The sequence below is a fragment of the Bacillus pfraonensis genome (assembly GCF_050768835.1).
GTDB classification, from domain to species: domain Bacteria; phylum Bacillota; class Bacilli; order Bacillales; family Bacillaceae_G; genus Bacillus_A; species Bacillus_A pfraonensis.
In genome coordinates this window covers 126,016-152,667 of the sequence record NZ_JAHCDO010000006.1, presented here as the reverse complement: position 1 = coordinate 152,667, position 26,652 = coordinate 126,016, and the positions used below count along the sequence as shown (strand labels likewise).

At 36.0% G+C, this 26,652-nt stretch carries 22 protein-coding genes; 10 read left to right on the top strand and 12 right to left on the bottom strand.

The genetic code is table 11. The features are described 5' to 3' along the window. A partial coding sequence (locus KFD70_RS08080) for an IS3 family transposase (protein WP_431613106.1) occupies positions 1–718 on the top strand: 718 nt, incomplete at its 5' end. Positions 719–901: 183 nt separating this feature from the next. Here the strand turns inward: KFD70_RS08080 and fabI are convergent. Next, complete coding sequence (fabI, locus tag KFD70_RS08075) at positions 902–1,678, bottom strand: enoyl-ACP reductase FabI (protein ID WP_001050746.1); 777 nt, start codon at positions 1,676–1,678, stop codon at positions 902–904. 475 nt (positions 1,679–2,153) lie between these two features. Here fabI and KFD70_RS08070 point away from each other — a divergent pair, with 475 nt between their 5' ends. The 3 genes from KFD70_RS08070 to KFD70_RS08060 all read left to right on the top strand — a co-directional run bounded on the left by KFD70_RS08070 (position 2,154) and on the right by KFD70_RS08060 (position 4,826). Beyond that, on the top strand, positions 2,154–3,314 hold the full coding sequence (locus tag KFD70_RS08070; protein ID WP_336451006.1) for an FtsW/RodA/SpoVE family cell cycle protein: 1,161 nt from the start codon (positions 2,154–2,156) through the stop codon (positions 3,312–3,314). A gap of 79 nt (positions 3,315–3,393) precedes the next feature. Then, positions 3,394–4,134, top strand: a complete 741-nt coding sequence (gene prpE / locus KFD70_RS08065) for a bis(5'-nucleosyl)-tetraphosphatase PrpE (protein WP_336451005.1) — start codon at positions 3,394–3,396, stop codon at positions 4,132–4,134. A gap of 179 nt (positions 4,135–4,313) precedes the next feature. Then, positions 4,314–4,826, top strand: a complete 513-nt coding sequence (locus KFD70_RS08060) for a hypothetical protein (RefSeq protein ID WP_336451004.1) — start codon at positions 4,314–4,316, stop codon at positions 4,824–4,826. A 367-nt stretch (positions 4,827–5,193) separates the two neighbouring features. Here the strand turns inward: KFD70_RS08060 and KFD70_RS08055 are convergent, their stop codons facing one another. The 5 genes from KFD70_RS08055 to KFD70_RS08035 form a co-directional block, all read right to left on the bottom strand. Further along, positions 5,194–7,977, bottom strand: a complete 2,784-nt coding sequence (locus tag KFD70_RS08055; protein WP_431613105.1) for a dynamin family protein — start codon at positions 7,975–7,977, stop codon at positions 5,194–5,196. A gap of 496 nt (positions 7,978–8,473) precedes the next feature. Then, a complete protein-coding gene (locus KFD70_RS08050; protein WP_431613104.1) occupies positions 8,474–9,361 on the bottom strand; it encodes an RluA family pseudouridine synthase in 888 nt (295 codons plus the stop codon). Positions 9,362–9,376: 15 nt separating this feature from the next. Then, positions 9,377–10,174 (bottom strand): NAD kinase, encoded by a 798-nt coding sequence (locus KFD70_RS08045; protein WP_336451001.1) that lies wholly within the window; start codon positions 10,172–10,174, stop codon positions 9,377–9,379. Positions 10,175–10,192: 18 nt separating this feature from the next. After that, entirely contained in the window at positions 10,193–10,831 is a 639-nt protein-coding gene (yjbM, locus tag KFD70_RS08040) for a GTP diphosphokinase (protein ID WP_336451000.1), read from the bottom strand. A 30-nt stretch (positions 10,832–10,861) separates the two neighbouring features. Beyond that, the gene (locus KFD70_RS08035) at positions 10,862–11,233 is read right to left on the bottom strand and encodes a UPF0738 family protein (protein ID WP_336450999.1); all 372 of its coding nucleotides are present in this window, start codon (positions 11,231–11,233) and stop codon (positions 10,862–10,864) included. 144 nt (positions 11,234–11,377) lie between these two features. Here KFD70_RS08035 and KFD70_RS08030 point away from each other — a divergent pair, with 144 nt between their 5' ends. The 3 genes from KFD70_RS08030 (at position 11,378) to KFD70_RS08020 (ending at position 13,563) form a co-directional block, all read left to right on the top strand. After that, positions 11,378–11,956, top strand: a complete 579-nt coding sequence (locus KFD70_RS08030; protein ID WP_336450998.1) for a CYTH domain-containing protein — start codon at positions 11,378–11,380, stop codon at positions 11,954–11,956. A gap of 315 nt (positions 11,957–12,271) precedes the next feature. Beyond that, positions 12,272–12,670: a globin domain-containing protein gene (locus KFD70_RS08025; RefSeq protein ID WP_336450997.1), complete on the top strand. Its 399-nt coding sequence runs from the start codon at positions 12,272–12,274 to the stop codon at positions 12,668–12,670. Continuing rightward, positions 12,670–13,563, top strand: coding sequence for a ClpXP adapter SpxH family protein (locus KFD70_RS08020; RefSeq protein WP_336450996.1), 894 nt, complete (start codon positions 12,670–12,672; stop codon positions 13,561–13,563). Before KFD70_RS08025 ends, KFD70_RS08020 begins: the two co-directional genes overlap by 1 nt. A 743-nt stretch (positions 13,564–14,306) precedes the next feature. On the opposite strand, the gene pepF is transcribed toward KFD70_RS08020, so the two are convergent. The 4 genes from pepF to mecA form a co-directional block, all read right to left on the bottom strand. Then, positions 14,307–16,133 (bottom strand): oligoendopeptidase F, encoded by a 1,827-nt coding sequence (pepF, locus tag KFD70_RS08015; RefSeq protein WP_431613103.1) that lies wholly within the window; start codon positions 16,131–16,133, stop codon positions 14,307–14,309. A gap of 48 nt (positions 16,134–16,181) precedes the next feature. Further along, complete coding sequence (locus tag KFD70_RS08010; RefSeq protein WP_431613102.1) at positions 16,182–17,423, bottom strand: competence protein CoiA; 1,242 nt, start codon at positions 17,421–17,423, stop codon at positions 16,182–16,184. 94 nt (positions 17,424–17,517) lie between these two features. Continuing rightward, entirely contained in the window at positions 17,518–19,062 is a 1,545-nt protein-coding gene (cls, locus tag KFD70_RS08005; RefSeq protein ID WP_431613101.1) for a cardiolipin synthase, read from the bottom strand. Between the two features lie 171 nt (positions 19,063–19,233). After that, positions 19,234–19,917 carry an adaptor protein MecA gene (gene mecA, locus KFD70_RS08000; protein ID WP_336450992.1) on the bottom strand — a complete coding sequence of 228 codons (684 nt, stop codon included), beginning with the start codon at positions 19,915–19,917 and terminating at the stop codon, positions 19,234–19,236. Positions 19,918–20,350: 433 nt separating this feature from the next. Between mecA and KFD70_RS07995 the strand changes: the two genes are divergently transcribed. After that, positions 20,351–21,022 carry a TerC family protein gene (locus KFD70_RS07995; protein ID WP_336450991.1) on the top strand — a complete coding sequence of 224 codons (672 nt, stop codon included), beginning with the start codon at positions 20,351–20,353 and terminating at the stop codon, positions 21,020–21,022. A gap of 239 nt (positions 21,023–21,261) precedes the next feature. Here KFD70_RS07995 and spx read toward each other — a convergent pair whose 3' ends face one another. Further along, on the bottom strand, positions 21,262–21,657 hold the full coding sequence (gene spx, locus KFD70_RS07990) for a transcriptional regulator Spx (protein WP_000258267.1): 396 nt from the start codon (positions 21,655–21,657) through the stop codon (positions 21,262–21,264). Positions 21,658–22,455: 798 nt separating this feature from the next. Between spx and KFD70_RS07985 the strand changes: the two genes are divergently transcribed. Continuing rightward, the gene (locus KFD70_RS07985; RefSeq protein WP_336450990.1) at positions 22,456–22,659 is read left to right on the top strand and encodes a hypothetical protein; all 204 of its coding nucleotides are present in this window, start codon (positions 22,456–22,458) and stop codon (positions 22,657–22,659) included. A 37-nt stretch (positions 22,660–22,696) separates the two neighbouring features. Here KFD70_RS07985 and KFD70_RS07980 read toward each other — a convergent pair whose 3' ends face one another. Continuing rightward, entirely contained in the window at positions 22,697–24,334 is a 1,638-nt protein-coding gene (locus tag KFD70_RS07980) for a peptide ABC transporter substrate-binding protein (protein WP_336450989.1), read from the bottom strand. Between the two features lie 634 nt (positions 24,335–24,968). On the opposite strand from KFD70_RS07980, the gene KFD70_RS07975 reads away from it, so the two are divergent. After that, positions 24,969–26,348, top strand: a complete 1,380-nt coding sequence (locus KFD70_RS07975) for an MATE family efflux transporter (protein WP_336450988.1) — start codon at positions 24,969–24,971, stop codon at positions 26,346–26,348. Positions 26,349–26,652: the final 304 nt, after the last annotated feature.

Here is a 26,652-nt window from a genome sequence, read left to right as displayed (position 1 = left end):
AGAAAAAACCGTAATAGAAATATGTCAACATCATAAATATCGGTATGGATATCGTCGGGTTACAGCTTGTCTACGTGATCAATTTAACATCGTAATGAATCATAAAAAAGTATTACGTATCATGAGAAAATATAACGTATTATCTCGGGTTAGAAAAAAGAAAAAGATATTTGTGCTCGGTCATGAACCAGTGGTAGCTAAAAATAGAATACAACGGAGATTTAAAGCTACCAAGCCTAATGAAAAATGGTTCACTGATATCACGTATTTGATGTTCGGCAATAAGACTCTTTATTTTTCATCTATTATAGATGGGTTTAACAATGAAATTGTAAGTTATAAAATAGGTGAAACACAGGATGTTTCTCTTGTATTAGATACTCTAAAAGAGGCTTTAAGAAAGCGAAATGTGATTGATACGATTTTACATTCCGATCAAGGAAAAGTGTATACATCAAAACAATTTCAAACATATGCCAAAGAAAAAGGCATTATCACAAGCATGTCTCGTACAGGAAACTGCCATGATAATGCCCTCATAGAATCCTTTCATTCTCATTTGAAATCCGAAGGATTCTATGCGCAAAATATAAAACAATCGAATAATGCTAGTATAATACAAACTGTGGAGGAATACATCCACTACTATAATAATGAACGGATTCAGAGAAAATTAGATAATATGTCACCTATAGCTTATAGGAAACATGTTGTCTAGGTGTTTTTTCTTTGTCTCACCAAATGGGGTCAGACCACTGCATATTTTTGCAAAAAGAATAGCGTTTTCTCTTTATATTATATAGATACAAACTTAGCTTAAGAAATATGCTTGGTGTTTTTGTACCCGAAAAACACCACACCTAATTTTAACACCTGTCCTACAGCTTAATAAAACTCTTCATTAACCTAAAATATGATACCCAGAATCCACATGAATGTTCTCACCAGTAACTCCACTTGCTAGATCACTGAATAAGAATAGCGCTGTGTTACCAACTTCTTCTTGTGTTACGTTACGGCGAAGTGGTGCGCGCTCTTCGATTTGTTTTAGGATGCTATTGAAGTCGCCAACACCTTTAGCTGATAGCGTACGAATTGGACCTGCTGATACAGAGTTTACGCGAATGTTGTGCTGTCCTAAGTCGTTTGCTAAGTATCTTACGCTTGCGTCTAATGATGCTTTTGCAACGCCCATTACGTTGTAGTTTGATACTACGCGCTCGCCGCCAAGGTATGTTAATGTAACGATGCTGCCGCCTTCTGTCATTAATGGCTTCGCTGCTCGTGCTACAGCTGTTAATGAGAATGAGCTAATGTTTTGTGCTAGTAAGAATCCGTCGCGAGATGTATCAACGAATTCACCTTTTAAGTCATCACGGTTTGCGAATGCGATGCAGTGCGCTAATCCGTGAACAACGCCAACTTCTTCTTTAATAGACTGGAAGCAACGCGCGATATCTTCATCGTTTGTTACATCACATGGTAAAACAAGTGATTGTTGTCCTTCTAATGATTCTGCTAGGTCACGTACGTTTTTTTCTAAACGCTCACCTGCATAAGTGAAAATTAAGTTTGCTCCTGCCTCATGTAATGAACGAGCGATACCCCAAGCAATGCTTCGTTGGTTCGCAACTCCCATGACGATAATGTTTTTTCCTTTTAAGTTGAGAAGATTCATTTGTTTATCCCCCTAAATTTATTAAATAACATCAGTTATTAGTACCTGGTAATATATTTATATCATATCACAAATTCGAAAGAAGGCAAAACAAAATTATCATTACAGCTGGTTCTTTATTTCTCTCTTGTTCGTCTACTTTCCTGCTACTCAGAAAGCTCAATCTGTATTTCATCTATTTAAAAGTACTTGCTGGATAAATCGCGGCTATGAAAACAAAAACAGACCTACCCTCATTTTCTTCTCTGTGGTCTAACTCGGCACGGGGCTAAAATAGGAACTGACCACTTCTACCCATGGACGGATCCTCCCTCTCACCTAAAAAAGAAAGGTTTTATCTCAATTTATATCTATATAATCTAACATCTCACAACCAAAATCAAAACAACATATTTGCAAACCACTCAAAATCCGCTAATATGGTAATAGCGTCTTTTTTTCATTTTATAAAGAGCAATAGAAAGGACTACGTACGGTGAAAGATAAGAATTCCCAATATCGAATAGATTACATATTGATCCTGATTGTACTCGCAATAGCAACTGTTAGTTGTTTTGCTATTGCAAGTGCTCAGCCATCTTTACCACCAGCTCTGCAAAAAGTAAACTTTGTAGCAAAACAAATTCAATGGTATGTCATTGGGACGATCGCAATTGTTGCCATTATGGTTATTGATTTTGACCGATATAAGCAAATCGCTTGGTATTTGTACGGGTTTGCGATGGTTTTACTGATTGGACTTGAATTAAAAGTTCCTGGAGCTGTAACAATTAAAGGGGCTACTGCTTGGTATAGTGTGCCAGGCCTTGGTAACTTCCAGCCTTCCGAGATTATGAAATTATTTTTAATCATTGTTATTGGCCGCATTATCGTCAATCATAATGAAAAGTATCCATTTCGCTCGCCACGCGAGGATGTAATTTTACTCGGTAAAATATTCGCTGCGAGTTTACCACCACTGCTTTTAATTGCGAAAGAACCTGATTTAGGAAATACAATGGTTATTTCAGCGATGATTGCAGCAATGATTTTAGTTTCAGGTGTACGCTGGCGCTTTATTTTCGGTTTAGCTACTATTGTTATAGCAGCTGCTTCGACGCTAACGTATATTTATTTTGAACATACAGCATTCTTTAAGGAACATATTTTAAAAGAATATCAATTAGATCGTTTCTACGGCTGGCTAGCACCTTATGAATACGAAACGCAAGGATATCAGTTGCGTCAGGCTGTTTTAGCAACCGGATCCGGTGAACTGCACGGTAAAGGCTGGGAGAATGGTCAAGTATATTTCCCAGAACCTCATACCGATTTTATTTTTACAAACATTGCCGAGCAATTCGGATTTTTAGGAGCAAGTGTTGTTATTTCCCTGTTCTTCCTTCTTATTTATCGAATGATTCATATCGCTTTGGAAAGTAATGATCCATTCGGTAGCTATTTATGTGCAGGAACGATCGGAATGTTTACGTTCCAAGTATTCCAAAATATCGGGATGACAATTGGATTGCTTCCGATTACAGGGATTACGCTTCCTCTTATGAGTTATGGAGGTAGTTCCTTACTAACCTATATGATTGCGATTGGCTTCATACTGAACGTACGATCGCGAACGAAAACATTTATGTTTGACTAAACCATATCCACTTGGGTATGGTTTTTTCTATATCCACTTTAGGTATACTAAGAAAAAAACTCGAGATGGAGGTTACAAAATGAAATACGACATTATCGGGGATATTCACGGCTGTTTAGAAGAGTTTCAAGCGTTAACAAAGCAGCTCGGTTATAACTGGGATAGCGGTCTCCCTATCCATCCAGAGAAGAGACAGCTTGCTTTTGTCGGGGATATTACTGACCGTGGTCCCGCATCCCTAAAAATGATTGAAATTGTATGGGAACTTGTTATGAATAAAAAAGTAGCTTATTACGCTCCTGGTAATCATTGTAATAAGTTGTATCGTTTTTTCATCGGACGTAATGTAACAATTGCACATGGATTAGAAACGACCGTCGCTGAGTATGAAGCACTATCAACTCGTGAGCAAAAAATCGTACAGAAAAAGTTTATTGATCTTTACGAACAGTCACCGCTCTATCACGTTCTTGATAACAAAAAACTTATCGTTTGTCACGCTGGCATTCGCCAAGATTATATCGGAAGAACAGATAAGAAGGTCCAAACTTTCGTATTATATGGCGACATTACTGGAGAAAAGCATCCTGACGGCTCTCCTGTTCGCCGTGATTGGGCGAAGCATTATAAAGGAGAAGCGTGGATTGTATACGGGCACACCCCTGTGGCAGAACCTCGTTTTGTCAATCATACGGTGAATATTGATACGGGTGCTGTATTTGGCGGAAAGCTAACAGGACTGCGTTATCCGGAGATGGAGACCGTTTCTGTTCCTTCTTCGATGCCGTTTGTTCCTGAGAAATTTCGCGAGATTACATAATTAAGAAATGCTGATTCTTTCTCTTTCTTCATCCCGGGGTACTAACAGCAAATTCCGGAATATTAGCGGAACCCCAGATAAAATCCAGGTATATTCGATTTATATAAAAACGCCCTGTCAAGACCACTTTCTTTTAAATAAACTGTAATATTAGAGGTAAAAAAAGGGGGGAATGAAGAGTGATAAGTTTACGTGATATACAATTTATTAATATATGGCTATCACAAATGAAGCATTATCGGGGTAGAGATAAAAAACAGAAGGCTGAAAAAGCTCAAAACATCTTAAAATTAAAATACAAAATGATTGGATATGGGGAAAATAGGATTGTCTATGATCTTAACAATAAATATGTATTAAAGATAGCCATCACTAGATGGGGACTTAGAAGCAATAAAACCGAATTTGAAATATATAAAAACTGTCCTCCTGAGTTACGAGAACACCTTTGCCCTGTAAAAAAGTTTGGATTCGGTTGGATTATTATGAAAAAATTCTCACTTGAAGTTCCTGAAGATGAAATATATAACGAAAAGTTATCCCAATTAAAAAACAGATTTCTAAAGACCGGAATCATACCTGAAGATATATATTGGTATAACGAGCCGAATATGAATAATATGATGCTATCCGAAAAAGATAAAATCATTATCATTGATTATGGAGATTTTAAACGGATCTCATCTATATAAGTTGAACTAAATATTTTCCCATAACCCCATCGCAGCACAAATTCATACAGAATACATTGCCCTACAAAGGCAATTTGAATGATGATTTAGCAACTGAATAAGAAGGTGTAAGAATTAAATTCAGCTTATATAGATGCAGAGTGCCGAAAAAAGTGAAGTAAACAAAAATAACTCCAAAATCAACTTTTATTGTAGATTTTGGAGTTACTTTACGTTTACCCCGCATTAACGGGCAGTAAGACCCCCACCTCAAGATTCAGAGAAAAACGAGGAAGATAGGTGGGGATCAACTGCCCGTAAAAGCCCGATTGGTTCAACTAATAATCAGTGGGGGATGAAGAAAACCCCCACTGATTAAAGTTTCACTTTACTCTATGTTTGTTTCTAAAGTTACATCTGCATCGGAATTATCCTCACCTATATGTAAGATTACTTCACATTGACGTAATCTCAATTCAAAGAGCGTTATAGAATCATGATAAACTTCAGGATCTGACTTCATTTTATGCAGTGTATCTTGTTTTTCTTTTATTTCTAAATGAGTGTTTTCTACAGCTTGTTTCAACGCGCCAAATGGATTTCTAAAGAATATATTAATATCCCGCTCTAGTGCGTTTTCAAATAGCTCAAATTGCAAGAAAAATTTGCTCATAATAGAAGCTGTTACATCGGTATAATCTTCATTTTCTAAATACTGTTTGTATTTGTTATATAGCATAGCTTTATTTTTAGGAAGAACTCCAAATAATTTACCGGCGCTTTTCAGTAAAAATTGTGCTGGTGTAAATCGGCGTAAGATATTTACTTCTTCCATATGTATTCTAGTTGTCATTCTATCAGTATCTCTGCGCCAGTCATCAAGCACTTTAAAGTCACATTCTAACTGTATTCGATTTTCTCCACATAAAGAATTAAGTCCTTCACTGATTTCTTCTAAGTACGATTGACTTTGAAGGAACTCGTTATTAGAAGTTGCAATCCAATTTTGCATAGAGCGAGCAAAATTAGGTAACACAGTTTGTTCTAGATATTTTTGAACTCTTTCGTTCATCGCTGTATTTAGTTCAATATCAATGTGCCCAAAATCGCTTTCTTCACTAATTAAATCAGAACAACTCTGCAATAATTTCGGAATATGTTCTGTAAGATCATTCGTAATTTCGTTTTTCATTGTACGATATGATTCTGTAATGAAATGAATTTTTTCCTTCTCAAAAGCAGCAAGGTTATTAATACAACCATTTAGTTTGACTAATATATCTTCATTCCAGTTAATAGAATCCACTAGGTTGTTTTCCATCTCGACGCGTTTATCTAAAAGATATGTAATTGTTTTTCGAATGAAAAATAATAGCTTTTCAGTACGTTCTGTATCGATATTTTTATGGTTAAAGTTAAACTGAATAAAATCAGTTAAATCGTTTAGCTGTTGGCTATTTGTATATAACGAAGAGTAAGGGAAAATTCTCGCTTGCGGGAAATATGCGTTTACTCTTGCTTGCGTATCATGTATAACTCTTTTTACTTCTGCTTCACTGTAAATGTTATCGATTTTATTTAATAAGAAATGAATTTGTAGATTTGGTATATGTTCTTTAATATTTAATAGAATGTCACGCTCTTTGTCAGTAAAAGGTGAATCCGCATTCAATACGAATAATAATTCGTCTACAGAATTTAAATATTCGAATATTTCATCTCTAGTGTCGTTGTTCCTATTAAAGCTAGGTGTAACAACGAATGTAAGTTTATTTTTACTTAAAAATCTGCATGGTAATTTAAATTCAACACATGCTCTATCTCTATATGTTTGGCGGTGCAAGGACATCATGTTATGGAAATCAGAGAAATTCTCAGTTGTTGTAATTGCTGAATCTGTTATAGCGTTAATTTCTGTATGAGCATCATTTTTAAAGACAACTACATTTGAGATTGAGTTTTCTAATATATTTTCTCCTAGTATAGAGTTAATAAATGAGACTTTTCCGTTTCCTGAAGTCCCAGTTACTAAAATGCGATTTGTCCTTACATCTGCAAGCTCGCCAACTAACCATCTAAATCGATGACCAATTTCTAAATCCTGTTTTTGTGCCCACTGTGTAATAGATTCAAAAAGATGTGAACTATACTCTAAGCCATTCACAGGATTAATAGCATATGACAGTAAGTTTTCCGCATGTTTTATATTTGCTGAATCTATTTTGGAAGGGAAAATCTCATCCCATGCCAATACTGCTGCAGATGGAAATACAGAATGAGACGGATTGGCTATCTTTAACCAATTTGTTAAAAAATTAGGAATGATATCGTGTAATTGTCTCAGCATATATTGACCTTGAATTAATTCAAAGTACGTTTCTTCGTAAAGAGAAGAAATATTGTCCCATATATCGGACGAATGTATTTCGATATGTAAGAAAAATTCATTTATTGTTTTAAGCCATAATAAGTAATTTTGTTCATTTTTATAGCTGCACCAAAGTGATGAAACAATTTCTGTAAATCGTTCTTGATCTACATTATTTAATGTAACTAATACTTGATAAAAATAGTCTGGTGAAATATTTTTAGTAAATCCTTGATCGATATATTCTTTTAGAACCTCAAACCATAGAAAAGATTCTGTTCGAATTAACTCATTCACAGCAAGTTCTACTGCACTGTCAAAATCTTGCTGTTCTTCATAAAAGGAACGTGCAATTGTTGTGACGTTTGGATAATCGGGATTTAAAGAAACCGCTTCTTTAATAGCAGCGAAAGCTGAATCAAGATTATTTTGCTCGATGTAAAGAGACAGTAATTGCAGTACAATTTCGGTCATAAGTATTTTGTTATCAGTAGTAATCGAGTTATAAACATTTTCAGCAACTGATAATTGATTAAGTTCGAAGTAAGCATCCGCAATATTTTTTTGTGCCCATGGTGCTAATTCATTACTGACTTTCTCCCATTTAAAAATAGCTGTTTCAAAATCTTGATGATGATAATAAAATTCACCTTGTGCAAAACGAATATAAGATCCATCGGAAGTCTCATTTTTTTGTTCGTTTAAATATGCTTCTCCAAGCACTTGAAGAGGTGGATGTGTTTCATTTTCCATTAGGAATGTTTCATAATATATCTTTTTTATTAATTGTTTTTCTAATCTCATTTTTTCCCCCACTACATCTTGAAAAAGTACATTTTTCTCCATGTGTCAACACTTTTTTTGTATTTATGTTTTTATTTTAACAAAGAATTTCTTTTGGAAAATTTCACTTTTCTTTCATTTTTTGAGTAAGATTGAATTTTAATGAGAAAGGTATCAGTTTTTTTTCAATTTCCTTTCAGTTGTGAAACAACATTATATGTTCCTAATAACTTAATGCAAATATAAAAGAATGAAGACAAAACAAAAGGGCATGGACCCGGTACAATACCGGGCCCATGCCCAAGAAACTGTCTAATGAAATAACCTGTCTAACTTTATCCCACTTTAACGGGCTGTAATACTCCCACCTCAAAACTTAAGAGAATGCGAAGAAGTTTAGGTGGGAGATAAACAGCCCATAAAAGCCCAATTGGTGAGGGCTAACAATCAGTAAGGGATGGAGCCCCCCACTGGTTGAAGTTTCACTTTATGGGGTTACTTCAATACTGAAGGCAGCTTATTTCAATAATTCTCTCATATCTTCCGGCACATCCGCATGAAATGTCATCTGTTTTTCTAACACCGGATGATAGAAGGTTAAACTCGTGCTATGAAGTGCTTGCCGCTTCATCTCGGACTTACTACCTCCATACAAGTCATCTCCTAACAACGGATGGCCTACATATGCCATATGTACACGAATTTGATGGGTTCTTCCTGTTTCTAACTGCAGTGAAACTCGCGTTTTATCAGGAAACCTCTCCAGCACCTGAAAATGCGTAACGGCTTTTTGGCCGTCTTCACATACCATTCGTTCAATAATGCTGTCGCTTTTTCTTCCAATTGGTGCATCAATCGTTCCTGAGTCTTGTATCAATTGCCCATGAACAATTGCTTCATATATTCGTTTCACTTGCTTTTGTTGATGCTGTTTTGATAAAAGATGATGAACGAAACGATTTTTCGCAATCAGCATCAGTCCTGACGTATCACGGTCGAGCCGTGTTACAATATGTACTGTACTTGCAAGGTTTTGCTTATCATAATAATATAAAAGGGCATTCGCAACACTTCCGGTCGGGTGTTCCCTAGACGGAATCGTTGACATGTATGGTTCCTTATTGATTACAAGTACGGATTCATCCTCGTATACAACAGTCAGCGGAATATCTTCAGCAAGCATTCCTTCACTTCTTTCCTCAAGTGGAAAGCAGACTTGTAATTCTTCTCCGGTCTGTAATTCGTGCCGCACTGTCGCATGCTTACCGTCAACTTCAATTGCTCCGCCTTGAAATTTTATATCTGTCAAAGCAGCTTTAGAAATTCCTTTCGTTTTTAGAAACTCCCGAATGAGCATTCCCTTCTCTGCTTCTGTCATACACCATTTTAATGTAAATCTTCTCACATGCATAAACCCTCTCTATTCATCCGCAACAAACGAATCACGAACGCGTTTCCAAAATGGGAACGGACGAAAACGAACGAATCTCACCTTCTCGTTTGCGACGCGGTATTGAATTGATTTTACGTCTTGATGAACCATCGTTAAATGATCCACCGTAATTTGTAAATTCATTCTCTTCGTCGGCTTTATAACACATGTATGATGCTTTGGTAAAACGAGCGGTGAACCGACTGTACGGAACACGCGGTTATTAATTGAAGCCATTTCCGCAATTTGAATCGCTTCAATCGAAGGATGAATAATAGCTCCGCCTAGCGCTTTATTGTAGGCCGTACTTCCAGAAGGAGTAGAAATACAAAGGCCATCCCCGCGAAACGTTTCAAAATATTCTCCGCGAATTTCTACCTCTGTTACTAATGTTCCTTCCAAGCTTTTTACGGTCGCTTCATTCATTGCTAAATACTGTGATTCTTTACTGCCATTCACATAGCGAATAATGACTTCTAAAAGCGGGTATTCCACAACCTGAAACGGTGTTTTCGCAATCGCAATCACAAGTTTTTCTACCTCTGTTGGCAACCAATCTGCATAGAAACCTAAATGTCCTGTATGCACACCAACAAACGCTGTCTCATCTAATCGATGATAATAGCGATGAAACGCGTGTAAGAGCGTCCCGTCTCCCCCAACAGAAATTACAATATCCGGCTTTGCTTCATCCATTGTAAACCCAAAATCCTGCAAGTAATCTGTCATTGTACTTGCAAGTGCGTTTGATGATTGATCTCCCTTTGACATAATTGCAAATTTCATCGCCCAACACCCTTTAGTTTATGATTCGGATTCTTTCGCTTCTTGTTTGCGCGAAAAAATCTTTTGTGCTTCCTGAATTTCAAGACGAATCGAAGACATTTCTTCATCTAATAAAAATGCTGCTTCTGCTGCACGTTGAAGACGTATTTTAATATCTTCTGGAAAACGTCCACTATATTTGTAATTTAAAGAATGCTCAATTGTTGCCCAAAAATTCATCGCTAACGTCCGAATTTGAATTTCAACTAATACTTTCTTCTCCCCGCGGATTGTTTGAACGGGATAACTAACGACAACGTGATACGAACGATAACCACTTTCTTTCTTTTGCGTCACATAATCTCGTTCTTCCACAATTTCAAAGTCATTTCGTTTTCGAAGGTATTCAACAACAGGCTTAATCTCATCCACAAATTGACACATCATCCGAAGGCCCGCGATATCCTGCATATCTTCTTCTAGCCTGTCAAGCGGTACATTTCGTTTTTCTGCCTTATCAATAATACTTGCAACTGACTTTACCCTGCCGGTTACAAACTCAATCGGAGAGTGTTCTGTTAACATTGTAAACTGAGAACGCATTCCTTTTAACTTCACTTTTAGCTCTGCCACCGCTTGGTGGTACGGCGCTAAAAATTCTTCCCAATTACGATTCATTTCAACCACCACCAAAGTCAATCCATTTGCTTATAGAAATACCTTTTCTACAGCAGTTACAAGTTCGTCTCCGTAATTTGCATTTCCTTCAATATTTTCAATTAAATATTCCACTTCTTCTTTCAATTGCTTTAACTCAATTTCAGTATTATTTACGCGAACGAACATTGCTTTATCACTCTTCATTGCACCATTCATTGCTTCCCAGCATGTATGCGGAATGCTTACATAAATAAAAGCTGATTCGTTTTCTAAAATATATAAAAATGATAAATGATCTGAGTCTACAAGTACGTGATTGCGTGCTTTTAACTCCTCCACTTGTATTTCAGTATTTTCTGCACAAAAAATAAGAGCATTTTCTCTTTCTTCTACGCTCTTAACTTGAATTTTATTTTGCATGCTCTAACTCCTCCATATCAACTTCCTGTCTTACTTCACACTATTATTGTATCATAACATAGACGCAAACAAATAAAACATTGAACCAAATTTGTGAAAAAGCGATAATGTCTAAAGAATTACTTTTCAGAAGGAGCCTATACAATGACACAAGAAATTGAAATTGAATTTAAAAATATGGTAACGCAAGAAGAATTTCAAACATTATGTGATGCGTTTTCTATCCAGTCATTTGCACAACAAGTGAATCATTATTTTGAAACACCTCATTTTTCTTTAAAAGCAGCAGGCTCTGCTCTTCGTATTCGTCATAAAAGCGGAGCTTATACATTAACTTTAAAACAACCAGCTGAAATTGGATTACTGGAAACTCATCAATCTGTAACAGAAGAAGAAGCACAACAAATGATGAAAACAAATCAGCTCATTGCGGGCCCTGTACTAGATCAACTACATACAATGCAAATCCCTGTTTCTACTTTAGCTTATATGGGAAGCTTAACAACAGAGCGAGCAGAAATTACATTTGAAGGCGGCACGCTTGTATTTGATCATAGTTTCTATTACAATCACGATGATTATGAACTTGAATATGAAGTGCAAGATGAGGCTGTAGGTAAAGTGAATTTCCTCAATTTATTGAACAAATATCATATACCTGTTCGCCATACGAAAAATAAAGTACAACGCTTTTTTCTTGCAAAACAAAACGAAGAACGCTAAAGTGAAACTTCCATTAGCGAACGGTTTTCTCACTAATGGTTAGCCCTCACCAATCGGGCTCTTACGGGCAGTCCTTTCTCAGCTTCTTTGTTTTTTCTACTTTGCAAAGAAAGGTTACTGACCGTTAGAGCGGGGTAAAGTGAAACTTCCATCAGCGAACGATTTTCTCGCTGGTGGTTAGCCAGCCCACATCAATTTCGCTTTATTTTAAGGAGAAAACGAGCAAAAGGTTGTCCCAGAGCTGTTTAGTTGCTCTTCGTGACAATCCATTGCTACAATAGATATACATTTGATGGAAAAAGGAGTTTATACAGGATGAACAAGCAACCGATGACACCATTTGAAGCAATTGGCGGTGAACAAGTCATTGCAACATTAGTCGATACGTTTTATTCCTATGTCAGTAAACACCCTGACTTATCTCCCATCTTCCCAGACGATTTGACAGAAACAGCCAGGAAACAGAAGCAATTTCTAACGCAGTATTTAGGTGGGCCAAGTTTGTATACAGAAGAACACGGTCATCCTATGCTAAGAGCACGCCATCTCCCTTTTGAGATTACACCAAAGCGAGCAAAAGCCTGGTTAGCATGTATGGAGCAAGCGATGGAAGATACGGGGATACACGGACAGATTCGAGAATTTGTTTTTGAACGTTTAAGATTAACTGCGCAGCATATGGTCAACACTCCAAACGAAACAGGTGAAGAGTAATGGATAAACAGGAAGCAAAGCATATGCGCATTCCTTCTCTTTCCAAGTGCGAACATAAGTCTGTAGAAGCCTATTTGTTTATTGATCCACTTTGCATGGATTGCTGGGAAATCGAACCAGTTATGATTAAATTATGGCTCGAATACGGAAAATATTTTTCGATTCGGCACATATTAACCGGCAAAGTGGAAGGGGCAATCGCCTCCCCACACAAATGGAATAAACCTGCTAATATTCGATTTGTGTGGGAAAAAACAACAAGTTTGCAAGGTTTTTCATGCGATGGAAAAGTGCATATGCAAGATGCCTCATCTACACCGTATTTAGTTTCTATTGCAATTAAAGCAGCTGAGTTACAAGGCCGAAAAGCAGGTTCAAAATTTTTGCGGAAACTCCAAGAATACATTTTTCTTGAAAATGTATCAAAACCAGATTTGGAATTACTACTTACGTGCGCAGAGCAAAGCGGTATTGATGTAGAAGAATTTAAAAAAGATTTGCATTCGACTAGTGCAAAAAAAGCATTCCAATGCGATTTAAAGTTCACAAATGAAATGCACATTACCGAAATCCCTTCTCTTGTATTCTTTCATGCAAATTCCGATGAGGAAGGTATTAAGATTGCGGGCATTTATTCGTATGATGTATACGTACAACTCTTAAAAGAAATTGTAAAATGTGACATTGAGCCAGCACCTCTACCACCACTAGAAGCATTACTAGAAACGGTACAATTTATGTCTTCTAAAGAAATTGCATTTATCTATGACTGCTCGCAGCAAGAAATAGAACGAGAGCTTAAAAAATTATCATTAAAAAGAAAAGTACGAATGATTGAAGTAAAATGTGAACGTTATTGGAAATGGATTGCAAAAGAAAAAGACCTGGTATAAATACCAGGTCTTTTTCTTTACGGCTTATAAAAATATTAAAGGGGATGGGAGAAATTTTCACGTTCAAACAAAGGGGTATATGTTTGTATGTGAATTCGTTCACGTCTATTATATTACAAGATTCGACGTCAGATGACAACCCTTTTTGTCGAATTTCACACTTTTGTCACATTCTAAACGTTTTCATTCCTGAATAAGCTTTAAAAAGAAGCTTTTTAGGAGGGATTTTATGAAAAAAACGCATATCTTCTTTCTACTTTTTTGTATTTGTATTTCTTTTTTTCTGTACATTCTTTCCCTATTACAAGCATTTCCAAAAATTATTGCGTTTCCGCTTTTATTCGCAATCATTGTCATTAGCCTCTCTTATTTCAATCATAGAAAGCGGTTCAAAGGCTTTTAAAAAGAAAGTTATGTTAAATTTCTCTGTTGACTATATGAAACAACTGAAACTCTTTCAAAAACCTTAGTTAAGATGAAATTGATAAAGTGAAACTTTAATCAGTGAGGGTTTTCCTCATCCCCACTGATTATTAGCCCTCACCAATCGGGCCTTTACAGGCAGTTTATCTCCCACCTAACTTCTTTGCTTTCACCGAATTTTGAGGTGGGAGTATTACTGCCCTAAAGTAGCGGGATAAATAGGGGTTCCCTTACTTTTTTTCTGAAATTAACAATATTATTTAACATAGCTAAAAAGAAAGAAGGCGAGAATTTCCACTCCCGCCTTTCTTCTTTCACTATTACTTACCCTCAAATAATAGCACTTCTAATTCGTTTAACTTCTCTTCAAATACTTGTAGTGCTTCTTTAACAGGCTCTGGAGATGCCATATCTACTCCTGCTTTTTTCAGCACTTCAATTGGATAATCAGAGCTTCCAGCTTTTAAGAATTCGTTAATATAACGCTCTACTGCTGGTTGTCCCTCTTCTAAAATCTGTTTTGATAACGCTGTTGCCGCACTAAATCCTGTTGCATATTGATATACATAATAGTTGTAATAGAAGTGCGGAATACGAGACCACTCTAAACCAATTTCTTTATCGATGACTAAAGCATCACCAAAGTATTTTTTATTTAAGTCATAGTAAAGTTCAGTTAACATATCTGGCGTAACTGCATGGCCTTCTTGTACTTTTTTATGAATGATATGTTCAAATTCAGCAAACATCGTTTGACGGAATACAGTTCCGCGGAATCCTTCTAAATAATGATTTAATAAGTATAAACGTTCTTTTTTATCTTCTGTCGTTTTTAATAAATAATCATTTAAAATTGCTTCGTTACAAGTTGATGCAACTTCCGCAACGAAGATGGAATAGTCACCATATACATGTGGTTGTGTTTTTCTTGTATAGTAGCTATGCACAGAATGCCCAAACTCATGTGCAAGTGTAAATAAATTATTTACATTATCATGCCAGTTCATTAAAATATACGGATTTGTTCCATATGCACCAGATGAATATGCTCCACTTCGTTTCCCTTTGTTTTCATACACGTCTACCCAGCGATTTTCATATGCTTCTTTCAAAATTTCAACATACTCATCACCAAGAACGTTTAATGATTTTAATAAAATTTCTTGGGCTTCTTCATATTTCACATTCATTTTCACTTCTGGTACAAGCGGTGTGTATAAGTCATACATATGCAGTTCATCAAGACCTAATGCACGCTTACGAATGTCAATATAGCGGTGCAATAAATGTAAGTTATCATTTACTGTCTCAACAAGTTGATCATACACTGTTTCAGGAATGTTATTATTACTTAACGCAGCTTGACGTGCAGAATCATATTTACGAACGCGCGCGTTGAAATTATTACGTTTCACCGCACCACTAAGCGTGCTTGCAAATGTATTTTTGTATTTTCCATACGTTTCATAAACAGCATGAAACGCATCCTGACGAACACGACGATCATCACTTTCTAAAAATTGAATATAACGGCCGTGTGTTACTTCTACTTCTTCGCCATTTTCATCTTTAATAGATGGGAATTTTAAGTCTGCGTTATTCAGCATACCAAATGTACTACTTGATGCGCTCATTACTTCAGCTGCTTCTGCTAACAATGCTTCTTCTGCTTCGGACAATACATGCGGGCGCTGACGTGTAATTTCTTCTAACGCATGTTCATATACGCTTAATTCTTTATTTTCTTGTAAGAATGATTGTAATGTTTCTTCTGAAATTGTTAAAATTTCAGGAACGATATACGCCATGCTACTGGATGCTTGCGAATATAAGTTTGTTGCTCGATCATTTAGCGCTTGATAACCAGAATTTGTTGTATCTTGATCGTAACGCATATGAGCATATGTATATAATTTTCCTAATCTCATTGAGACTTCATCTTCATATTGTAAAGCTTCTAATAATGAATCAGCAGAATCACCAAGTTTTCCTTTAAATTCAGCTAACTTTGGTAGTAGCTCTTTCACTGCTTGAAATTCTTTTTCCCATTCTTCATCCGTTTGGAAAATGTCTTCTAATCTCCATGTGTTCATTTCTTCAATCTCACTGCGGTCTGGCAATGTTTTTGCTGTTGTTTGTTCAGACATAAAATATACCTCCTTTTAATCTCTATCTAAAGTACAATTCGATTCTTCTTATGTAAATCCTTCCATGTACTCTTTTATTATATCCGCTTTTCCTTTTCCCATGTTGTACTTTGTTTCGAACAAAGATAACGCATGCGACAAACAAATCGCATCATACTCTTTTATTTCTCCTTCTGTTTTCGGCATCGTAAATTGCCTCGTCTTTCGGTATTTATGCACGTCTACTTTCTCAATCATCCCTACTTTACATAAAAACGTTACATATTCTACGATTGCAAATTGCCATACATATTGCGGAAAATACGGTAACGTGCGCCGCTGAATACTCCGTCTTTTATTTACATAGGAAAAAACAGCATGTAATGAAAAGTATTCTCCAGTTTTAAATTTACCAATGAAGTCTATACAAAGAAGAGCTTGCCATATAAAAGGATGTGTTTGCAATGCAAATGCAGACGGAAGAGGAACACCAATTTCAGATGGAAAACAAGAGGGAGAAAGGTGATATTGATATAAGAGGTGTAAAAGTGATTTATGATTATAATTCCAAATCGGAAGGACATTCGTTCGAAAGTAGTTTTTTTTATTCTGCCACTCCCGCTCTAGCCGTTCTTTCGTAATCGGAGCCTCGCAAAAGAGTTCCTCAAAAGTAACGGTACGCAGCGGGAGATACATACTATGAGAAAAATAAACATTTGTAGAAAACGGAATAAGAAGTTCGCATTTGATAAATGATTTTTCATTGGGACAAAAAAAGAGAAGTGAAGGCTGAGGATAAGATTGTATGCAGAGAAAGTGAAACGAGGATAATGAAATCCAATAAGCAGAGTGCCTTTTCATTTGATTTCCACCTAATATCCAAATGATTTGTATTCCTGCTTTCCAATAGGAACGAGTTCGTTTTAATAATTGTTCAGTGGATAAAGAGGCACATTGATATTCAATGGCAATCTGTCTTCCATTCCTTTCAATAAAGAGGTCCGGTCTTTGCCGAATCTCCGGAAGATAATGTTCAATTTCTACATGGAACCCTTGTGATATAAGCCAACTATATAATTGTTCCTTCCCACGCATATGATAAGCAGATTCTGGCTCAGATGAAATGAGGCACTGATTTACTTTTTTATGAGCAAAATGCCACCTCTTTTGCTTTCCTAACTTGAGTTGCACCTCTCGCCTGCAAACCGGGCAAAAGAAGCGTTCCTTCTTTCGCATGATTTGCAACTTCTTTTCATCTTGGTTATGAAGAAGATGAACCTTTTCACCGTTCTCTCTCCTTGCGACAAACATCATATCACATCCTTTCTATACTGGTTTCTATTCTACAATTTGTTACAAATTCCTTTCAAAACAAAAAGAGGACGTCCTTGTAAGAACATCCCCCTTATAATAAAGGTGATAATAAACGATATGTCGATTCCACAATTCGCTTATGAAGACGGCGCTTATGAAAGCGATCCACATGAATTTCACTCGATACTTGTAAATCCTCTTCAAAATCCTTAACAAGCTTTCGAATACTGTTTGTATCATATAAAAAGGCGTTCACTTCAAAATTCAAATGAAAACTTCTCATATCCATATTCGCTGTCCCAATTGAAGCTAAATCAGAATCAACAATGACAATCTTACTGTGCAAGAAACCTTTTTCATATTCGTATACTTTCACGCCTGCATCTAATAACTCCGGGAAATAAGACCTTGATGCATAGAACACAGTTCGTTTATCCGGTTTACTCGGCATTAATAAACGGACATCAATACCAGCAAGAGCTGCCACTTTTAATGCAGATAAAATATCATCGTCCGGAATAAAATAAGGTGTAGCAATCCAAATAGACTTTCTTGCCGAAGCAATCATTGCAAAATAAAGATGCTTAATTGTCTCCCATTTATTATCTGGCCCGCCTGCAACAAGTTGGACACCACCCCAATGATCTCCATCTACCGCTTGCGCCTGCAAATATTCTGGTGCTAATACAGCTTCACCCGTCATATAAAACCAATCTTGCAGGAATATGAGTTGTAGGCTTTGAACCGCCTCACCTCGTAAATATAAATGCGTATCTCGCCAAAATCCAAAATATTTATTTTTTCCTAAATACTCATCACCAATATTAAGTCCGCCTACAAATCCTTCATTCCCATCAATGACAACAATTTTCCGGTGATTTCGATAATTAATTTTATCGTTCAAAATCGGAAACCTTACTGGAAAGAATGGAATCATCTCGACACCTGCACCGTTTAATTCATTAATATAAGCGTTTGATAGCTTAAAGCTGCCAACCGCATCATATAAAAAACGGACAGTAACCCCTTCCTTGGCCTTCTCAATTAAAATATCTTTAATTTGTGTGCCAAGCTTATCGTCACGTACAATGTAATATTCCATATGAATATGATGCTTCGCCTTTTGTAAACCTTGTAAAATGGCTTGGAACGTTTCATCACCATTCGTTAACACTTTTGTTTCTGTCTGAAATGAAATGTTTAAAGCACCCAACCTATCTGCGAGACGAAATAGTAATTCTTGATGTTTATGATTCTGTAAAATGCGTTCTTGGTAATCTTCATGCCCTTTGTACTGTAAGAAAGCTTGTTCATCCAAAAGAGCCTTCTTTTGAAACATTCGTTTTCGGCGAAAGTTTTGTCCAAAAAGTAAATACGCAAAAAAGCCAAATACAGGAAAAATCCCTAGTACAATTAGCCATGTCAATGTTTTAGATGGATGCCTGTTTTCCAAGAAAATCACACAGCCAATTAAAAATGCAGAAACAGTAAATAAAATACTTATAATTCCTACAAACGAAATATTTTTCATGCCTATAACATCCGAATAAAACGCTACATCAATAAATATTCGTAATGAAACAAACACTGCAAATAAACCTAGAAAAAAGAAAAGTAACTTTAATGTATTTTTCATTCCTACCCCCCTTACGTACAAAGCTTTTCTACTATTAGAGGATACTCAAAAAGTCTGGTACTCATGTAGTTTGATCTACATCCCATATTTTCTCGTCTCTCTTTATCTTTCGCACACACTATTAGCATGCCCTATCATATAAAAAGCCGATTTCATAATATTGAAATCGGCCTACGTCTTAGAAGGAAAATGACTGCGAATCGTCTCAAGTGCATGTTCTTTAACAACTTGTTTGCCGTACTCACTTACACGGTGAACCGTTAAAGTAGATTCTTCCCCATATTCTAAAATAATACTTAAAATACGGTCAATTTCTTCTTCATCGTGTAGCACTTCATCAAATTCAACATATACATAATAGCGGTCTTCAAACGAATATAGTTCATCTTTTATATCTTCAAATATAAGACGATGACTTAACGAAATGACGTCTTCAAAATCATCAAATTTAATTAAAAAGCCAAACGTTCCATCTTCGTTAAAGGGTGTCCCCGCTTCTACTTCTACTTCTTCCTCTAACTCTTGTTGAAATAGCGATTCAATTCGCTCATCTAGAGGGATATCAATAATTTTATCTAGACCTATTGGTAATTCTAATTTTTGTCCATCTTTTGAAAGCTGCGCTTTCGTTACAAGTACTTCAATACCTTTATCAAGTGCCTGTACTTGAATCCATAATGGCCCATCAATAAAGAAATCATCGTGATCACGAGCTTCATCCATCATTTCCCAAAACAATTGTTCACTTCGTTCACGATTGTACCAAATTTCTTCTCGATTAAACCCTCTATCTTCTATATCAACGTACGTAATAAAAAATTTCATCGTATGATCGTTAATTCTTTCAATGTCCAAAATCCAACTCTCCCTTCCTATTTGGAATTGTTATGAAGGGACTCCCCACTCATATGACAAATCAATAGATTCTTGTACTTTCATTTTATGATAAGATTCTCCAGAATGGAAATAAAATCGTTTTATTTTACAAAAACAGTCATTCACCTAGATTATCTTGCACTAATTCATTATAATTCCTAACCCTTATATATTCCACTATACACACTTACGATATAAACGCCCTCATTCCCTCCTGCAAAACTTTAATCAGCCGCTACCTAACTTCTTTTCTTCTGCCGAATTTTCATGTGAAAGTATTACCAGCTAAAAAATTGGACATACATTGCCACCTAGCACCGTACAATTGTAGTAGAGCTGGTCAATCTTTTTCGTTTCATACATATATCCAAACTGTACTCTTTATTAAAACAGAATAAATGGAGGCAAAATAATGGAGTTAGATTTTTTGACATCTATACTAATGATTGTCGGTATCGATGTTGTATTAGGCGGTGATAATGCAATTGTAATCGCACTTGCAAGCCGAAACTTACCTGAATCTAAACGGAATAAAGCTATTTTTATTGGTACGGTCCTAGCAATCGTACTGCGAATTCTCCTTACCATTCTTGCCGTGTACTTACTCGACATTCCTTTCTTACAACTTATTGGTGGCATCTTACTTACACTTATTGCCGTAAATTTACTTACCGATAATAGCAATGACCTTTCTTCTATACAAGGGAAAACAACATTATTTCAAGCGATTCGTACGATTGTATTTGCGGATCTCGTTATGGGTTTTGACAATGTCCTTGCGATTGCTGGGGCCGCTCATGGAAATTTCACACTCGTAATTATCGGATTATTAATTTCCATTCCCATTATTATTTGGGGAAGCAAGCTCATCTTACTATTTATGGAACGCTTTCCTTTTCTCATTTATTGCGGAGGAGCCATTCTTGCTTACACAGCTGGAAGAATGATTACCCATGAAACAAGGCTTGCAAACTTTTTCCAACATAACCCTACCTTTACAACAAGTATACCCTTCCTCTTTATTTTCACAGTATTAGCTATTGGGTTTATTGTTCAGCATATCAGATTAGGAAATGCAAAGTAAAACATGCAAAAAACCTTTCTTTTTGGGTGGGAGAGAGCGTCCGCTCATGCATAGAAGCGGGTCCCCATACCGCGTAAAAGGAAAAGGAAAAGGAAAAATGAGTGGAAAGCTTCTTTTATTTTCAAAGCCTTGATTTATACGTTGGAAAATAAAAATGAAGTTATATACAATAATAAATATATGTATGCGAAAACCTTCTACTGTTAGGTAGAAGGTTTTCATATACAAAACTTATAATATTAATTTACAAGACGCTGTGCTTCACGTAATTGAAAGGTTCTTACTGTACGTGGTAAGAAGCGACGAATTTCATCTTCGTTGTAACCTACTTGAAGACGTTTTTCGTCAATCATAATCGGGCGACGTAAAATGCCTGGGTAGTCACGAATCATCTTATATAAATCTTGAAGTGGTAAAGATTCTAAGTTAACATTTAACTCTTGGAAAACTTTCGAACGAGTGGAAATAATCTCATCCGTTCCGCTTTCTGTCATGCGTAAAATTTCTTTAATTTCCTCAATCGTTAATGGATCGGAGAAAATATTACGTTCTGTATAAGGAATATGATTTTCCTCTAGCCATAATTTCGCCTTTCTACAAGACGTACAACTTGGAGAACTATATAGTGTTACCATACAAGACTCACTCTCCTTAAAGAGTACAAATTCTGTACTAATTACAGTTTAAATTTCTATTTTCCAGCAATTCTTCACTATGACTTGTCTTACAGCAAAATGAAAAATCGCCTTACATGTAAACAACAACTTTTAAGCAAGTAACTCTTATTAAACAACAATTACTTTAAATAAGTAACTTCTATAATCATTATACAATAGATTCTGAAAGAAATATACAGTAAATTTCCTTTCCAATAGGAAAACTCATCTTTTATTAAGCTGAAATTTTCATGGAACAAATCCTTCTGTTTTATTAACATATATCCCTTTCCTGCTACTTCTTAACATGTTCATAGAAGCTGTCCATCCAATCAACCAGTTGCTAAAGATAGCGTTTTCTTACTCTTTTCATCACAAAACAGCAGTAAAATGTAAGACATATCAACAAAAGGAACATTCGTTCTATTTCATTCTATCAAATCTCCCAGTTACTGTCTATATATAGACAACTTGATTTTCCAACATATATATATCCATTTTGATTCTCAAGCACCTAAGTCGCGGCTATGAAAACAAAAGAAGATCTCCACTCGCTTTCTCCTTTTGTTCCCACTTGACATGGGGCTAAAAAGCACTGATCGCTTCTATGCATGGCCGGATGCTCTCTCCCATCTAAAAAGAATGGTTTGATGTTCGTTTTTTAATTTGGATTTATATAGACTATTTTCAAGTAAAATATTTATTTTCTAACTTTTCTTTCTTTTTAACTTTTTTTCTCATACAATAAAAATATAGACAGGCAAAGGGGGATTCCATATGGTTGCTTTCTTTATTGATTTTGCCATTGTCGCTGCCCTCGTCATTGGAATCACAGCATTGATTGGCGTCATTACAAATGGTATTGGTGAAAGGTTATTTGGCCGGAAAGAAAAAATGAAATTTGTTGATAAAAGTGCAGAAGTACAATCTGGTTGGAAGCAAGTTGGTGGAAAAGGGATTTATAAAAAACGTACGTATTAAAAAGAAGCAGGAACATACCTGCTTCTTTTTTTGATAATTATTCAACTGATGCCCATTTGAAGCTTAAGTCTCCGCCGTAATTATGCTTATAAATATCTTTAACCGTTCCTCTTTGTAAGTAAGCTGCACTACGTTGGTATACAGGAGCAATTGCCGCATCATCCATCAGCAGTTTTTCTGCTTCAAGTAAACTATTCCAGCGCGCTTTTACATCGCTACCATCTGTCTTTGCCTTCATAATAATTTCATCGTATTTCGGATTAGAATATTTCATTTTATTTTGCGCACCATCTGTGACAAACATATCAAGGTAAGTTACTGGATCTGGGAAATCTGGGCTCCATCCAGCAAATGTCATGTCATAGTCTCCGTTTTCCTCAAGTTTAAGCTTTTGTGCAAATGGCTGTTGCTTAATTTTCAGCGTGAAACCTGGTAAGTTCTTTTCTAGTTCCCCTTTTAAATATTCTCCTGTTTTCTTAGATAAATCTACATCTTCATTTAATAACTCAATTTCAATTTTGTCTTTCCCTAATTCTTTTTTACCTGCTTCCCAATATTTCTTGGCTTCTTTTGCATTTGCTTTTACTAACTCGCCATTTTCAGCTCGGAAGTCTTTTTTATTTGGTCCTGTAATAAATTTGCTTGGAATTAATCCTGTCGCTTCAGTAGAGCCATTGTTTAAAATCGTATCAACAAGTGGTTTACGCTCAAAAGCAAGAGAAATTGCTTTACGAATATTTTTATTTGCTAAAGCTTCACTTTTCTGATTGAAACGAAGGAAGAATACAGAAGCTTCCTGTGCAGTTTTAAAATCTTTGTCCCCTTTATATTTATCAACAAACTCAGATCTCAAAATAACACGATCGATTGCTTTTGTGTCATATAGATTGATCGCCGTTGCTAAATCTTTAACAATATTAAAATTCACTTCTTCTACCTTCACTGTTTTATTGTCCCAATATGAAGGGTTTTTCTTAATTTTGAAACTTGTCTCATGCTTCCACTCACTTAATACGAACGGTCCATTATATAATGTTGTATTTGCTTCTAAACCAAACTTGTCTCCCTGTTCTTTCGCATACTTTTCATTTACAGGATAAAACAGAGGATAAATCATTAAGTTTTCAAAATAAGGAACTGGATGCTCAAGTTCTACTTCTAATGTATAATCATCAATGGCTTTTATACCTAGTTGATCTGACGTCATTTCTTTTTTATTAATTTTTTGCGCGTTCTTTACATCAAACATAATATATGCTGATACCGCTGCTTTATCAGGATTAATCGCTCGTTGCCATCCATATACAAAGTCTTTCGCTGTTACAGGGTCTCCGTTAGACCATTTCGCATCTTCGCGCAATTTAAACGTATACTTTTTACCATCTGCTGATTTTTCACTTGATTTCGCTACACCTGGAATGAGCTTATCTCCTTTTTCAAGGCGGTATAGCCCTTCCATTGTATTATTCATCACGCGTGATGATACCGCATCAGCTGATAACGCTGGATCCATCGTTGGAATTTCTTGTGTTTCCGTCATATTGATGACTTGTTTTCCTGTATTTTTCTCCCCTTTTGCTTTCGCCCCTGGCTCATCTTTTTGATAACTACATGCCCCTAACATCATGCTCATTGCCAATGTCGATGCTACAAAAACTGGTACTTTTTTCTTCATTCTGCTACCCCTCCCCAAAATGTTAACCCTTTCATTTTCAAACAGAAAGAAATATATGTATGTTCTAATAATTCATATTATACACATAAATATATTCTTTGTATATTTATATTTCTATCTTATTAAAATTTTCTGTTAACATTTCATTTTCTGTAAACGTTTTATATTGCGTATTTTGGTGATTAAAATACTAAATTCACCCATTTTTGTAATTATCAAAATTATCAAAGTATAATTAATTTTATATTACATAATATTTTTTGTATAATTATTCTCTTTTAAAATAAAATCAATCTGTAGCGACTCTATCGTTTTTTCCTGCATCTTATATTAATCTATCGCGATTTTCCCACATACAAATTACAGCTTTGAAACCAAAAAGAGACCTACACTCCTTTTGGTTTCATGCGGCATGAGGCAAAAAAGCCTCTGACCGTTTCTCTGCTTGGGCGAACCCTCTCTTCCGTCCAAAAAGAAAAGGGTTATATCAAGGTTTCAATTCATACTTATATATTTAAAAAATACTACTCTAATAAATAATCGTTAACCAAGCTACAAAATAAATGCAAGTGTTGCTAAAGTGTGTTAAGATACATTTTGTTTCAAAATGTATCTCAGAAAAGTGGGGGATGATATGACAGAGATTACGTCCAAAAAAGAACAAGAACAAAAGTTAAATTTATTCTTCTTAACATGGCCTATTTTCTTAGAAGTTTTTCTTTTTATGCTAATGGGGATTGCTGATACTTTTATGCTAAGTGCATTATCAGATGACGCGGTATCAGGCGTTGGGGCTGCCAATCAATATCTCCACATCGCAATCTTAGTACTAGAAGTAATCGGAAATGGAGCCGCGATTGTTGTATCGCAATATCTTGGTTCCAAACGATATATGGAAGCGTCAAAAATATCTGCATTAGCGGTTACATTAAACTTAGGGGTCGGGCTCGTTATAAGCGCCGGTTTTCTTTTATTCTCAAAACATATGATGACTGCAATGAATTTACAAGGCGATGTATTAGCTTACGCACAAAATTATTTATCCATTGTTGGGGGAGCAATCTTTTTACAAGCTATTATCAATTCACTCGCTGCTATTATTCGCGTTCACGGATTTACAAAGCAAGCGATGTTTATTTCACTTGGAATGAATATTATTCATATCGCTGGTAACTATGTCCTTATTTTTGGCAAGTTCGGCATGCCTGAATTAGGTGTTGAAGGAGCAGCAATTTCCTCTGCTTTCAGTCGACTTATCGCACTTGTTGTCTTCTTCTGGCTACTATACCGCGTCATGGAATACCGTGTTAAATTGAACTACTATATTACATTATCAAAAGAATATATTAGCAAAATCTTAAAAATTGGTATCCCATCGGCTTTTGAGCAAGTGATGTACCAAGCGTGCCAAATTGTTTTCCTATACTACGCAACATACTTAGGAGCAGAATCATTAGCTGCAAGACAATACGCAACAAACATTTCCATGTTTACTTTCCTATTCGCTATTGCGATTGGAATGGGGACTGCGATCATTGTCGGTCGTTTAGTTGGCGGCAATGAGAAGGACGAAGCATATGTACGCGTGTGGAAAAGTGTAAAGTGGGCCATCAGTGTTACGTTATGTATGGTTATTCTTGTCATAACATTCCGCACGCAGTTAATGGGGTTATTTACAGATAATCCTCACGTTATCACTTTAGGAGCAACTGTTCTTTTATTAAGCATTCTGTTAGAGACTGGCCGGACGATGAATATTGTCATCATTAATTCACTGCGTGCAGCAGGTGATGCGAAATACCCCGTTTTAATTGGAGCATTTTCCATGGTCTTAATGAGTTTACCGCTCGGTTACTTTTTTGTGTTCCATTTAGACATGGGGCTTGCTGGCATTTGGTTAGCCATTTCGATTGATGAATGGACGCGTGCCATCATCATGTTCTTCCGCTGGAGAAGTAGAGCTTGGGAAAATTATGCGCTTGTTAAACCGGAGACTTCTGAAGAGTCAGCTTAAGCTTAATGTTAATGAAAACGGATTGGAGAAAGCCTTCTCCAGTCCGTTTTTTTGTGCCGTTTTTTGTCGGAACGTCGATATCCCTTGTCGAATCGTCGATATATTGTGTGAAACAGTCGATATATTTGAGTTTGCGTCGATAAAATTTCATTTACTATTTGAACCCAATAGTAGATTCCACTTATTCTCTCCTTTTGGTTTCACTCGGCATGGGGTTAAAAAAGGCCCTGACCACTTCTATGCTTAGGCGGATCCTCTCTCCCTCCCAAAAAGAAAGTTTTTTCTACCAATAATAGAAAGAAGC